This window comes from Bradyrhizobium sp. 157 (assembly GCF_023073815.1).
Lineage (GTDB): Bacteria > Pseudomonadota > Alphaproteobacteria > Rhizobiales > Xanthobacteraceae > Bradyrhizobium.
Map to the genome: position 1 here is coordinate 1 of NZ_JADPKF010000080.1, position 12,835 is coordinate 12,835.

General features: G+C 62.4%; 11 protein-coding genes. 2 read left to right on the forward strand and 9 right to left on the reverse strand.

Annotated elements, in window-relative coordinates:
* Positions 1–87: 87 nt before the first annotated feature.
* The 9 genes from IVA95_RS21240 to IVA95_RS21280 form a co-directional block, all read right to left on the reverse strand.
* Positions 88–1,092, reverse strand: a complete 1,005-nt coding sequence (locus IVA95_RS21240) for an alpha/beta fold hydrolase (protein WP_247512238.1) — start codon at positions 1,090–1,092, stop codon at positions 88–90.
* Between the two features lie 16 nt (positions 1,093–1,108).
* On the reverse strand, positions 1,109–2,497 hold the full coding sequence (locus IVA95_RS21245; RefSeq protein WP_247512239.1) for a DUF4403 family protein: 1,389 nt from the start codon (positions 2,495–2,497) through the stop codon (positions 1,109–1,111).
* A gap of 349 nt (positions 2,498–2,846) precedes the next feature.
* Entirely contained in the window at positions 2,847–3,761 is a 915-nt protein-coding gene (gene cbbX, locus IVA95_RS21250; protein WP_247512240.1) for a CbbX protein, read from the reverse strand.
* A gap of 130 nt (positions 3,762–3,891) precedes the next feature.
* Positions 3,892–4,311 (reverse strand): ribulose bisphosphate carboxylase small subunit, encoded by a 420-nt coding sequence (locus IVA95_RS21255; protein ID WP_247512241.1) that lies wholly within the window; start codon positions 4,309–4,311, stop codon positions 3,892–3,894.
* Positions 4,312–4,323: 12 nt separating this feature from the next.
* A complete protein-coding gene (locus tag IVA95_RS21260; protein WP_213251396.1) occupies positions 4,324–5,784 on the reverse strand; it encodes a form I ribulose bisphosphate carboxylase large subunit in 1,461 nt (486 codons plus the stop codon).
* Positions 5,785–5,839: 55 nt separating this feature from the next.
* Positions 5,840–6,925 (reverse strand): class II fructose-bisphosphate aldolase, encoded by a 1,086-nt coding sequence (fba, locus tag IVA95_RS21265; protein ID WP_247512242.1) that lies wholly within the window; start codon positions 6,923–6,925, stop codon positions 5,840–5,842.
* A gap of 33 nt (positions 6,926–6,958) precedes the next feature.
* On the reverse strand, positions 6,959–8,995 hold the full coding sequence (gene tkt, locus IVA95_RS21270) for a transketolase (RefSeq protein WP_247512243.1): 2,037 nt from the start codon (positions 8,993–8,995) through the stop codon (positions 6,959–6,961).
* Positions 8,992–9,867, reverse strand: coding sequence for a phosphoribulokinase (locus IVA95_RS21275; RefSeq protein WP_247512244.1), 876 nt, complete (start codon positions 9,865–9,867; stop codon positions 8,992–8,994). Before IVA95_RS21275 ends, tkt begins: the two co-directional genes overlap by 4 nt.
* A gap of 12 nt (positions 9,868–9,879) precedes the next feature.
* Entirely contained in the window at positions 9,880–10,917 is a 1,038-nt protein-coding gene (locus IVA95_RS21280) for a class 1 fructose-bisphosphatase (RefSeq protein WP_247512245.1), read from the reverse strand.
* 146 nt (positions 10,918–11,063) lie between these two features.
* Here IVA95_RS21280 and IVA95_RS21285 point away from each other — a divergent pair, with 146 nt between their 5' ends.
* Both IVA95_RS21285 and IVA95_RS21290 read left to right on the forward strand, forming a co-directional pair.
* A complete protein-coding gene (locus IVA95_RS21285) occupies positions 11,064–12,032 on the forward strand; it encodes a LysR family transcriptional regulator (RefSeq protein ID WP_247512246.1) in 969 nt (322 codons plus the stop codon).
* Between the two features lie 257 nt (positions 12,033–12,289).
* A complete protein-coding gene (locus IVA95_RS21290) occupies positions 12,290–12,835 on the forward strand; it encodes a TRAP transporter small permease (RefSeq protein WP_247512247.1) in 546 nt (181 codons plus the stop codon).

Genomic DNA, 12,835 nt, shown 5'->3' on the forward strand with positions numbered 1-12,835 from the left:
GCCATACCCGCCGGCCTCCTGTCCCGGCGGGTAGCTTGAATCACCAAAACGCTGATTTGTGAATCCGCAGCGATTCAGTCAGATGGGCTAACGCTCTAGAAAGATGGGGATCTCGGGAGAGAGCACGCCGGTGCTGTTCTGTTCGAGAAGCGAGCGCCACGGTTCGACCTTGGTCGGATCTTGCACCGTCAAAAAATATTGCTCGAGCGGCCTCCCTGTTCTCTGCCTGACGATCAGGTCGAAAGGCCCTTCGATGCATTCTTGCGCCAGCCTGTCAATCGCGGGCATGGCGCGCGGATCGATGACGTTATCGATGACGGCTCCGTAGACGCGGTGCCACGACCATAGCGTCATCGCCGTGATGTTCTTGCCGCCGATCGAGTTGATATCGTCGCTCATCAGCTTTGCGAGGTCGGTTGCCGGCGCCGCAGCAGCGACGCCGAGAAGCCTCAGCTCAGGGGCGTAGGCGTTTGCCATCATCCCTGCGAAGAGCGCGGCTTGCCCGCCTTGCGAATGTCCCCACACTATGAAGTCCTTGCCCTCGCCCGCGCGGGGAAGGGAACGTGCCGCGCGCACGATATCGATCACGGCGCGACCTTCGCTCTCACCCACCAGATAAGGATGCGGGCCCGGCGTGCCGAGTCCCGGATAATCGGTCGCCGCCACGACGAAGCCACGGGAGATCATCGAGCGAAGACCCTGGATCTGCTGAAACAGAAAAATGGCGAGCGACGGCGCGCAGCGCGGGACGATGCCCGAGGTGGGATGCGCCCAGGCAACGATCGGACGACCGCCGGGCGGGGGCGCGCCTTGCGGAACAATGACGACGCCGGACACAAAGATCGGCCGGCCCTTCAGCCCCGTCGACCGATATAGCACGCGATAGGTGGAGGCGCCGAGCGGAGCCCCGTCCATCGGCTCCTGCCGCACCAAGCTGCCCGGAGCGCCGGCGAGCAACGATTCCGGCGCATCATAAAATGCCGTCTGGGCCGACGCTATTCCCGCCAGGCCAAAGACAGCCGCGGCGATTAGCGCATTGGGCATCCATTTGCGCCGCCAGCGGCCGAAGAAATTGGTGGTGAAGTATCGCATGGTCCAGCTCACGCGCTTACAGCCCGTAAAGTATCTTCAGACCGCCGCTGGCATGAAGGGCAATCAGGATGCCTTCGCGCAGCAACTGCACCTTTTCGAGCCTTGCCGAGTCGAGGTGGCCCTCCATGCGAAAGCCATCCTTCAGCGGGCGCGTCAGGCGCTCGTTCGCCGCCATGAGCAGGTTCTGGTAGGAGATGCCGTAGTCGACATTGGCGACATTCTTCAATTGTGCCGCGAGCTGTTGCACGGCAGATCGAATCTGGCTGTCGTCTGATGAAGTTGTGAGGTCGATTTCGCCGAGACTGAAGGTCTTGGCGTTAGTATCGACGTTTGGCGTGGTGGAAAAATAGGTCCATTGGCCCGCGCTGGAATCGGTATCCGAGCTCTTTGCGATGCGCAGGCCGATCACGAGTTTGCCCGATGACGGATAAACCTGAACCTCGCGCACGGACGTGTCCTGCGCCGGCACGGCTGCGATCGCCTGGCTTATCTTGTCCTTGAGCGTCTCGTAGTTGATGCGGACGGGAAGAATGACGTTGAAGGTGCCAGGCTCGGCCACCTCGGTGCCGAGCGGCGGCAGGGCGGTCACTGTAACAGCTGGGGGCTGCTGCCCGATCACGGTTTCAGCGGAGCCGGTGAGCTCAAGCGATCCCCACAACACCTTGGCATTGGCACGGACACCCGCGAAAGCGGCGCTCTGCGGGGTCACTTGCAGCCAGACCGGCGGATCCTCCGCGAGTTTGACCGGTTCAAACGCGTGACGCCACGCCGCCTCGGCCTTGCCGTGCAGGTCGAGTGCGCGCGCTGCCGCCAGCGCCCGTGACCGGATGCGGCCCAGCTGCGTCCGGATGTTGGGCTCGACATAGGGCGCAAGGTCAAACTCGCGGCCGAGCACGTGAAGGTAGGGATGTTCGCTCCATTGGAAGGAGTCGCTGATGTTCAGCTGTAGCGACCCATCCCTCCGCAGCGCTGGGCGCGCTTCAACCTCGATCGTGGCGCGCGCCTCGGTGTCGCCGCGAATGCGCGCCGTGAAACGATTGGCTCCCTGGCCTTCGGCCGCGCCATATATGGATACGGCCCCGAAGATGCGGTCGCCCCGGCCATACAGAGAGACCGGGCTGGTCCGGTCGACGAAACCCCAGACATCGCAATTGGCGTTGATGCGGAAAATGAGAACACGACGATGAACGCAGTTGACGCGCTCGTCGATGGTGGCAAGCCGCTTTGGAATATCCCGCTCGATCGCCGCAGCGAGAGCCGGCAGCCCGAACTCGACTGTCGCAGAGATGCGCGAAGTCGTTACGAGTGGCGCTGCTGCATCCGGGCTCAGCGCCGGCTTTTCGGCGCCGAACGCGATCGACGGGAGCGCCCCAAGAGCGAACGCCGCCAGACGGGCAATGCCCATGCGTGATCCATTCGCGATCGAATCGTACTGCAGCTGATATGTGCGTGATGGATGAGTCATTTTAGTGCTCCAGTTTCGGGAAAAACTAGAACCACAGTCGGAACTCAGTGTCGCTCGCGAGCAACCACAGCACTATACGTTAGTGGAACGAATGGCGGAAGTTGTTTCGCGATCCGGCTCGGCCGGAGCCCTATTGGCGAAGGCGGGGCTGTGCGGCACGCGAGCTACGGCTTGGCAAGCCACGCCGGATCACCGCGCCGCACCGCACCGCAACGATACGTTCCGCGCCGCTCCGGCGAGTCGATCCCATCACACCCGTTTTCCCGCAAATTGAACGCGCGATCGCGCTTCACGCCGAGCCAGCCGTCGACTTGCCTTTCAGGAAGACCCGGCTGGTGAGCACGTCCGACGCCTCCAGGGACACGATGTCGTCAGCCGTCAGCACTCGATCGAGATTTGCGACGAGACGATTGGCTTGGCGCAGGCGCATGCGGTCGAGCGCGTTTCGGATCGAGCGCGCGTTGGAGAACAGCGGCTGGGTTTTGCGCAGCGCGATGTAGCGGATGAACGCTTCACGCGCGTCGGCGCTGAATTTGTAGTTCATGTCGCGCAGCATCAGCTCGGCGATGGCGAGCAATTCGGGCTCCGAATAGTCCGGAAAATCGATGTGATGGGCGATGCGGGAGCGGAAGCCGGGATTGCTGGCGAAGAATTTATCCATCCGATCGCCGTAACCGGCAAGAATCACGACCAGATCCTCGCGCTGGGATTCCATCACCTGCAGCAGGATCTCGATCGCTTCCTGACCGTAATCGCGTTCGTTGTCGGGCCGGTGGAGATAATAGGCTTCGTCGATGAAAAGCACGCCACCCATCGCCTTCTTCAGCACCTCCTTGGTCTTGGGCGCGGTGTGGCCGATATATTGTCCAACCAGCTCATCGCGGGTAACCGACACCACCTGGCCGCGACGCACGAAACCGAGCCTGTGGAGGATGCTCGCAATCCGCAGCGCCACCGTGGTCTTGCCGGTGCCGGGATTACCGGTGAACGACATGTGCAATGTCGGCACCTCCGACGTCAGATTGAGGCGCTTGCGGATGCGTTCGATCAGCAAGAGCGATGCGATCTCGCGGATACGGGTTTTGACGGGACTCAGCCCGATCAGCTCGCGGTCGAGTTGCGTGAGGATCTCTTCGATGCCGACCGATTCGAGCTCCTCGCGGAGATTGACGGTGTCTGTCATGTCGGCGGTATCCATGTCCATTTGGCAAACCTCGACGATATGCACTCGCAGTCTGGAAAACTCCGTCGCCGCTTCCGCAGCGACGGAGCAGTACATCCGGCAGACGTAGGCACGATCAGGGAGAACTCGTCTGTCGGACCGAACCGGTGAACTAACCGTAACGCCGGCCCTCCGGACGGTCGGCGGCGTATGATCTGGTCGTATAGCGGATGTTGCGGCCGGCAACTTCATGCCGCTCGAGGCGGAAGCCGGGTTCGTCCTTCGGTCGGTTGACGATGAAGGACAGCCGCACTGATTCCCAGCCGTGACTGGAATCGAACGCCGACAGGCGGATGTAGCTGTTACCATACACCTTGCGGCATTGGTTCAGCTCCATCATCACGCCGGCGGCGTCGCGGAGATCGAACATCGGCAATCCCCACATCTCCCAGAGATTGTTGCGGGGATGCGGATCGTCAGTGAATTCAATGTTCACCGCCCAACCATTCTCCAGGCAATACTGGACCTGCCGGGAGATCTGCTCGTCGGTAAGATCGGGCAGAAACGAGAAGCAGCCTTGGGTAATGCGCATGATTTCCGCTCCTTACATTGCGACAGAGGGCGTGGGCACGTAGTCGGGCATGTCGGTCGATTCGTAGTTGAAGGTGACATCCTTCCAGACCTCCAGCGCCGATTTCAGCGGCGTGCAGGTCTCTGCCGCCTTGGCGAGAATCTCAGGACCCTCGTGTAGATAGTCGCGGCCTTCATTGCGCGCGAGAATCATCGCTTCCAGCGCGACGCGATTGGCGGTCGCGCCGGCCTGAATGCCCATGGGATGGCCGATGGTGCCGCCGCCAAACTGCAGGATCACGTCTTCGCCGAGATGATCGAGCAGTTGATGCATCTGTCCGGCGTGAATGCCGCCGGACGCGACCGGCATCAGCTTGTTGAGGCTCGCCCAATGCTGGTCGAAGAACACGCCGTGCTCCAGCCGCATCGGATTGTAGTCCTCGCGGCAGATATCGTAATAGCCGCGCGTGGTCGCCGGATCGCCTTCGAGCTTGCCGACCACGGTGCCGGCATGGATGTGGTCGACGCCCGCGAGCCGCATCCATTTCGCGATCACCCGGAACGAGACCCCGTGATTGCGCTGCCTCGTGTAGGTGGAATGCCCGGCACGGTGCAGATGCAGGATCATGTCGTTGCGGCGCGCCCATTTGGCCATCGACTGGATCGCGGTGTAGCCGATCACCAGATCGATCATGATGATGACCGAGCCAAGCTCCTTGGCGAACTCGGCGCGCTCATACATATCTTCCATGGTTCCGGCGGTGACGTTGAGATAGGTGCCCTTGATCTCGCCGGTCGCCGCCTGCGCCTTGTTGACGGCCTCCATGCAATACAGAAACCGCTCGCGCCAATGCATGAACGGCTGCGAGTTGATGTTCTCGTCATCCTTGGTGAAGTCGAGGCCGCCCTTCAGCGCCTCATACACAACGCGCCCGTAGTTGCGCCCGGATAGGCCGAGCTTCGGCTTCACCGTGGCTCCGAGCAGCGGCCGGCCAAACTTGTCCATGCGCTCGCGCTCGACCACGATGCCGGTCGCAGGCCCCTGGAACGTCTTCACGTAGGCCACCGGCAGCCGCATGTCCTCGAGCCGCAACGCCTTCAGCGGCTTAAAGCCGAACACGTTGCCGATGATCGAGGCCGACAAATTGGCGATCGATCCGGGCTCGAACAGGTCGAGGTCGTAGGCGATATAGGCAAAATACTGGCCCGGCGAATTCGGCACCGGATCGACGCGAAAACATTTGGCGCGGTATTTCTCCGCCGCCGTCAGCCGGTCGGTCCACACCACGGTCCAGGTCGCGGTCGAGGATTCGCCGGCGACCGCCGCCGACGCCTCGATCGGATCAACGCCTTCCTGTGGCGTGACGCGGAACAGCGCGATGATGTCGGTGTCCTTGGGCTGGTAGTCGGGCTCCCAATAGCCCATCTTCTTGTATTCGAGGACGCCGGATTTGTAGCGATCTTTGCCGCGGACAGTCATCGAGTGCATGTTCATATCGCTCTCCTTGGGTGGTGTGCGGCGAGTGGTCGGGAATGAAGGCGTCGTCAGCTCATTCGGCGGCATCGGCTACTCCTCCGATTCGTGGATCGAGTGCGCCCGAGCGGTAGCGTCTTGCCATCTCGGCCAATGGGATGACCTTGATCTGCGACGCATGGCCCGCCGTGCCGAACTGTTCGAAGCGCTCGCGGCAAAGATCGCGCAAGCCATCCATCGCCGGTTTCAGAAACTTGCGCGGGTCGAACTCGCTTCTGTTCTGCGTTGCGACCTGGCGGAACGCCGCGGTCATCGCCAGCCGGCAGTCGGTATCGATATTGACCTTTCGGACACCGTGCTTGATGCCGCGGACGATTTCCTCGACCGGCACGCCCCAGGTCTGCGGCATCTCGCCGCCGAACTGGTTGAATGCGTCCTGCAGCGGCTGCGGCACCGAGGATGAGCCATGCATCACCAGATGCGTATTGGGCAGCCGGTGATGGATTTCCTCGACCACCCTCATGGCGAGAATGTCACCATCCGGCTTGCGCGAGAATTTGTAGGCGCCGTGCGAGGTCCCCATCGCGATCGCCAGCGCATCGACCTTGGTAGCGCGAACGAAATCGACCGCCTGGTCCGGATCGGTCAGCAATTGGTCGCGGCTGACCTCGCCTTCGACGCCATGGCCGTCTTCCTGTTCGCCGCCGCCATGCTCCAGCGAGCCGAGTACGCCCAGTTCGCCTTCGACCGAGGCGCCGATCCAATGCGCCATGTCGACGACACGGCGGGTGATGCCGACGTTGTATTGGTAGCTCGCCGGAGTTTTGGCATCGGCCATCAGCGAGCCGTCCATCATCACCGACGTGAAGCCGTGCTGCAGCGCGGTGGCACAAGTCGATTCCTCGTTGCCGTGATCCTGGTGCAGGCAAAGCGGGATCTGCGGATACATCTCTTCCAGCGCATCGATCATCTTCGCCAGCATGATGTCGTTGGCGTAGGAGCGCGCGCCCCGCGAGGCCTGGATGATGACGGGCGCGTCGACGGCAGCCGCGGCCTCCATGATCGCAAGGCCCTGCTCCATGTTGTTGATGTTGAATGCCGGCACGCCATAGCCGCGCTCGGCGGCATGATCCAGCAATTGCCTCAGCGTTATCAGCGCCATCGCAGCCTCCGTGTCATTGCTCTCTTGTGACCGTCATGCCCAAGTTGCCGCCATCCTTGACTGCGCGATGCTGCGCATCGCCGCTACTGCGACGGCGTTCGCGGTGATGCCGAATTCGCGATAGAGCGTTTCCGCCGGCGCAGATGCGCCAAAGCCGGTCATCCCGACGAATTCGCCGCCGTCGCCGAGCCAGCGCGCCCAGTCGCCCTCGATCGCGGCTTCGACCCCGACCCGCGGGGCGTCTCCAAGAACCTCCGCCCGGTACTCGCGCGACTGCTGGCGGAACAGCTCGAAGCACGGGGCCGAGACGACGGCCGCGCGGACATTATCCCTTGCGAGCGTTTTCGCAGCTTCGATGGCGATCGCGACTTCCGATCCGGTCGCGATCAGCGTGACATCGCGTCCGCCCTGCGGCTCAACGACGACATAGGCGCCGCGCGCGACCAGATTGTCACCGCCGCCTTCGCGGAAGGCAGGCAGCGCTTGCCGCGACAGACACAGCACTGACGGACTGGCCTGCGCCCGTAGCGCGCAGTCCCAGGCCTCGGCGGTCTCGATGGCATCGGCCGGTCGGAAAACCAGCAGATTGGGGATCGCGCGAAGCGACGCCAGATGTTCGACCGGCTGATGGGTGGGACCATCCTCGCCCAGCCCGATGGAGTCGTGCGTCATCACATGGATAACGCGAACGTTCATTAGCGCCGCCAGCCGGATCGCCGGACGGCTGTAATCGGCGAAGCTGAGAAACGTACCGCCATAGGGGATGAATCCGCCATGCAGAGCGATGCCGTTCATCGCCGCCGCCATGGCGTGCTCGCGGACGCCATAGTGAATATAGCTGCCTGCAAATGAGCCGGGCTGTACCGGGCGCTGGGTTTTGGCCCGCGTCAGGTTGGAATGCGTGAGATCCGCCGAGCCACCCAGCAGATTGGGCAGCGCTTCGGCGATTGCATCAATCACGCGCTGCGACGCCTGCCGGGTAGCAATATTCGGCCGCTCGGACGCGAAGTCATCGCGCAGCTTTGCCATCGCTTGCGCATAGCTGCACGGCAGGTTGCGATTCAGCGCATCGTGAAATGGCGAACGGGAATCCGAACTCAGACGCCGGGTCCGTTCGATCCAGCAGCGGCGGGCGGCATGCCCGCGGCGGCCTGCCTGACGCCACTGCGCGAGGACGGCTTCCGGAATCTCGAACGGCGCGTGCGGCCAGTTCAGCGCATCGCGGGCTTTGGCGGCTTCTTCGCTACCCAGCGGCGCGCCATGGACCTTCTCGGTTCCCTGACGGTTCGGCGCGCCGAAACCGATGATGGTACGGCAGGCAATCAGCGACGGCCGGTCGCTGTTGCGGGCCCGTTCGATGGCGGTAGCGATGGCTTCGGGGTCGTGGCCGTCGATCCGGCAGGCCGACCACCCCACCGCCTTGAACCGCGCGAGCTGATCATCCGAGCATGACAGCGACGTGGCGCCGTCGATCGAGATTTCGTTGTCGTCGAACAGCACGATCAGGCGATTGAGCCTGAGATGCCCGGCCAGCGAGATCGCCTCGTGGCTGATCCCCTCCATCAGGCAACCGTCGCCCGCGATCACATAGGTGAAATGATCGACGCAATCGTCGCCGAAGCGGGCGTTCATCAGCCGCTCGGCGAGCGCCATGCCGACGGCGGTGGCAATGCCCTGCCCGAGAGGTCCGGTAGTCGTCTCGACGCCGGGGGTGTGGCCATACTCGGGATGTCCCGGCGTCTTCGAACCCCATTGCCGAAAGGCCCTGAGCTCGTCCGACGTCACGCCCTCGTAGCCCGTCAGGTGCAGAAGCGCATACAGCAGCATCGAGCCATGGCCGGCCGACAACACAAAGCGGTCGCGATCCGGCCACGCCGGGTCCGAGGGATCGAATTTGAGGAAGCGCGAAAACAGGACAGTCGCGACGTCAGCCATGCCCATCGGCATGCCCGGGTGACCGGACTTGGCCTTCTCAACGGCGTCGATCGCCAGGAAGCGGATCGCGTTGGCCATCTCTGCGTGTGACAGATCCGGACGGCTGGCCATGCGGGATAGAGCGGGAGCGTTCATATCGTGCGCCTCTTGCGTTCCATCAGTTGCAGGATCAGTGGGGTGAGGATGAGCTGCATCGCCAGGTCGAGCTTTGCCCCGTGGATCACGATCGAATTGGCACGCGACATGAAGCTGTGCGGAATCATCGACAGCAGATAAGGAAAATCGATGCCGCGCGGATTCTTGAGACGGATCACCACCATCGATTCATCCGGTGTCGGAATCCACCGCGCGATGAACGGGTTCGACGTATCGACGGTCGGCACGCGCTGGAAATTGATGTCGGTCTCGGCGAACTGCGGACAGATGTAGTTCACGTAATCCGGCATTCGCCGCAGGATGGTGTCGGTCACCGCCTCAGCGGTATAGCCGCGGTCGCGACGATCGCGATGCAGCTTCTGGATCCATTCCAGATTGATCACCGGCACGACGCCGATCTTGAGATCGGCATGCTGCGCGACGTTGACCTTGTCGGTCACGACAGCGCCGTGCAACCCTTCGTAAAATAGCAGGTCGGACCCTTCGGGCAATTGGCTCCATTCGGTGAATGTACCTGGCTTGGCGCCGTACAGCTTCGCCTCTTCGTCGTCGTGGACGTAATGCCGCGTCATGCCGGTGCCGGATTCACCGTAATCGCGAAACACTCTTTCGAGTTCCTCGAACAGATTGGTTTCCGGACTGAAATGGCTGAAATGCTTGTTGCCGCGCTCGGCCTCCTCCAGCATTTTGGTGCGCATCTCGAAACGATTGTAACGATGGAAGGCGTCGCCTTCGATGTAGGCCGCAACCACCTTTTCGCGGCGGAAGATCTGCTCGAACGTCTTCTTCACCGACGTCGTGCCGGCGCCCGACGAACCCGTAATCGATATGATGGGATGAGCCCGTGACATTATGATGCCCCGTCAGCGGAACAGGCCGCGCCGCGCGAACAGCGGCGCATCGCTATTGTCGAACATCGGCTCGATCCTTTCGTGAATGGCGGCGATATCGCGCACGCCACGCACAGAACCCATGATTAGCGGCACCCGCTGGTGCGGCGTTTTCGCGCCCAGTTCCAGAATTCGCCGCCGTCCGGTCGAGGCAGCACCACCAGCCCATTCCATTACCAGCGCCATCGGATGGGCCTCGTACAGTAGGCGAATCCTCCCTTCGCGATAGCTGGGGCGGGCATCGGCCGGATAAAGAAACACGCCGCCACGCGCCAAAATGCGCAGCGATTCCGCAACCAGCGAACCGATCCAGCGCATGTTGAAATCCGCCTCACCGCCACCGCTGGTGCCGGCGAGACATTCATCGATGTAGGCGCGAACGGGACCATGCCAGTGCCGGCGATTGGACGCGTTGATGGCGAACTCCGGGGCATCGCGCGCGATTTGCACGGCCCGCCGGATCAGCAGAAATTCCCCCGCGCGCCTGTCGAGAATGAAGATATCGACACGCGCGTTGAGCGCGAGCACGAGCGTGGTTTGCGGACCGTAGACGAAAAATCCCGCGGCGCACTGCGCCGTGCCGGGCTCAAAGAAGGTCGAAAGGATGTCATTGCCTCTCGGGCGGATCGAAAAGATGGTGCCCATCGAGATGTTGTTTTCGAGATTGGCCGATCCGTCGAGCGGATCGATCGCGACACACAGGCGCGCCTCGGGCCGCAAGGTTTCCGGCAGCGCCGCTTCCTCGGAAAGCACCGCCGCCACCGGCGCATCGCGCAGCGCACGCCGCATCATTTCGTCGGCGACGATATCGATGTCCTTCTGCCGGTCGCCGTCGGAATTGATGCCGCCATCCCGCCCGGTGATATCAGCGAGCGGCCCATCCGCAATTAGCGCTGCGAGTTCGATTGCAGCGGCGGCAATGGCCTCGATCACCGCACCGACCGCCGCGCCATGGGGGATCTGCGCAAGCGATTGGTCGAGATGTGAACGCAGCGTCACGCGTTCGTCCATGGCCCTCTCCCGGTGCGCTCTCGTGGCGCTGTCGCAGCGTTCGCCGCGTTTGGCGACCGCGCCCTTAAGCAAGCGCAGTTTGCCGAATTAGGGAAATTTTGTTATCTTTGGCCTGAGCAAAGTTTTTATTATAATGGGGGTCTATCATGGCCGGCCGACTGTTTCGGGAATTGACCATCCGCCAATTGCGCGCGCTGGCCGCCGTGCAGAAGCACCGGTCGGTTACCGCGGCGTCGAAGCAGCTATACCTGACTCAGCCCGCGGTAACGCTGCAGTTGCGCAACCTGCAGGCGGTCGCCGGATTGCCGCTGATCCAGCGCACCGGCGACGGCATGCTGCTGACGGATGCCGGGCGCGAGGTATTGGCACTCGCCGAGCGGATCGAGGCGGCGATCAATGACTGCGAGACCACGTTGGAGATGATGGCGGGAAAGACCGCAGGCCGCATCTCGATCGGCGCGGTCTCGACCGCGAAATATTTCGTACCGTTCATGATCTCCGGATTCTCGAAGCTCTATCCTAACGTCGAAATCACGCTCTCGATCGGCAACCGCCAGGAGGTCGGCGAGGCGCTGCGCGGCTACGATCTTGACTTCGCGATCATGGGGCGCCCACCCGCCGACATCGACATGAATGTCCACCTGATCGGCGATCATCCCCACGTCATCATCGCGCCGACCGCGCATCGGCTGGCGCGAAAATCCGGCATCGCGCTGCGTGAGCTCGCCGGCGAAACCTTCCTGACGCGCGAGCCGGGATCCGGAACGCGCGGGCTGATGGAGCAGTTGTTCGAGACGTCAGGCATCCGCCCCAAGATCGGCCTTGCCATGAGCAGCAACGAGACCATCAAGCAGGCGGTGATCGCAGGGCTAGGCATCGCCTTTCTCTCGGCGCACACGGTCGCGACCGAGCTCGACGAACGGCGTCTGGTCACCTTGGACGTCGATGGCCTGCCGATCGTGCGGCAGTGGTTCGCGCTTGCGCGCAAGGACAAGGTGTTGCTGCCGCCGGCGCAGGCGATGCTCGATTTCCTCAGCGCCAAGGGCAAGCAGTTTCTGCCCCGCACCCACCGTCGGATACGTCTCACCCGGCCATCAGGCCGTGCCGGGCGCTGACCCGCTCTTCTCTCAACCTAAAGGATAGAGCCAAGCTCCGGCCGCGATCGGAATGGCCGTAGAAAGAGTCGCAGGGATTTGCCCCGTCCTGCCTTGACTGTCCCAAACAACTCCGAAAACCTATCCCTTAGGAGGCTGATTTCGGTCGTCCGCTTTGGCGGGATGCGGATCGACAGGCCCTTCCAGAAGGGACGATTACCGAAAATGGTACGTCTATTGCTTCCGGACAATATGCGTGCGAGGGGTAAGGTCTCATTATGATCCGCGTGTTTCTCGATCGGCTCTACCTTTTCTCCGGCTATCTTGCCGGGCTTTTCCTCATTGCGATTTTTGTCCTGATGCTGCTGCTGTCGGGCGGCCGGCCGTTTGGCATCAATATTCCCGCGGGCGATGATTTCATCTCCTGGTGCATGGCGGCGACCGCCTTCCTCGGGCTCGCGCATACGTTCAAGCACGGCGAGATGATCCGCGTCGGCCTGTTGATCGACCGCCTCAACGACAACGTTCGCCATTATGTCGAGATCGCAGCCCTCCTGGTCGGTGTCGGCTTCATCGGCTTTTTCGCCTGGCATGCCGTGATCATGACCTGGCAGTCGTGGAAATTCTCCGATATTTCGCAAGGCGTCATCGCAGTGCCGCTGTGGATTCCGCAGCTCGGCTACAGCGGCGGCCTCGCGGTTCTTTTCATCGCCTTCGTGGATGAGCTGATCCATGTGCTGCGCGGCTTTGCGCCGCGCTACGAATTACCGAAGCCGCAGAGCGCCGAGGAAATCGTCGAGCGTGCCATGCAGAGCGGGGTCTGA

What these genes read in the sequence shown, in the direction of transcription:
- IVA95_RS21240 (WP_247512238.1), bottom strand. Translation starts at nt 1,092, where the DNA reads ATGCGATACTTCACCACCAATTTCTTCGGCCGCTGGCGGCGCAAATGG.
- IVA95_RS21245 (WP_247512239.1), bottom strand. Translation starts at nt 2,497, where the DNA reads ATGGGCATTGCCCGTCTGGCGGCGTTCGCTCTTGGGGCGCTCCCGTCG.
- cbbX (WP_247512240.1), bottom strand. Translation starts at nt 3,761, where the DNA reads ATGGACATGGATACCGCCGACATGACAGACACCGTCAATCTCCGCGAG.
- IVA95_RS21255 (WP_247512241.1), bottom strand. Translation starts at nt 4,311, where the DNA reads ATGCGCATTACCCAAGGCTGCTTCTCGTTTCTGCCCGATCTTACCGAC.
- IVA95_RS21260 (WP_213251396.1), bottom strand. Translation starts at nt 5,784, where the DNA reads ATGAACATGCACTCGATGACTGTCCGCGGCAAAGATCGCTACAAATCC.
- fba (WP_247512242.1), bottom strand. Translation starts at nt 6,925, where the DNA reads ATGGCGCTGATAACGCTGAGGCAATTGCTGGATCATGCCGCCGAGCGC.
- tkt (WP_247512243.1), bottom strand. Translation starts at nt 8,995, where the DNA reads ATGAACGCTCCCGCTCTATCCCGCATGGCCAGCCGTCCGGATCTGTCA.
- IVA95_RS21275 (WP_247512244.1), bottom strand. Translation starts at nt 9,867, where the DNA reads ATGTCACGGGCTCATCCCATCATATCGATTACGGGTTCGTCGGGCGCC.
- IVA95_RS21280 (WP_247512245.1), bottom strand. Translation starts at nt 10,917, where the DNA reads ATGGACGAACGCGTGACGCTGCGTTCACATCTCGACCAATCGCTTGCG.
- IVA95_RS21285 (WP_247512246.1), top strand. Translation starts at nt 11,064, where the DNA reads ATGGCCGGCCGACTGTTTCGGGAATTGACCATCCGCCAATTGCGCGCG.
- IVA95_RS21290 (WP_247512247.1), top strand. Translation starts at nt 12,290, where the DNA reads ATGATCCGCGTGTTTCTCGATCGGCTCTACCTTTTCTCCGGCTATCTT.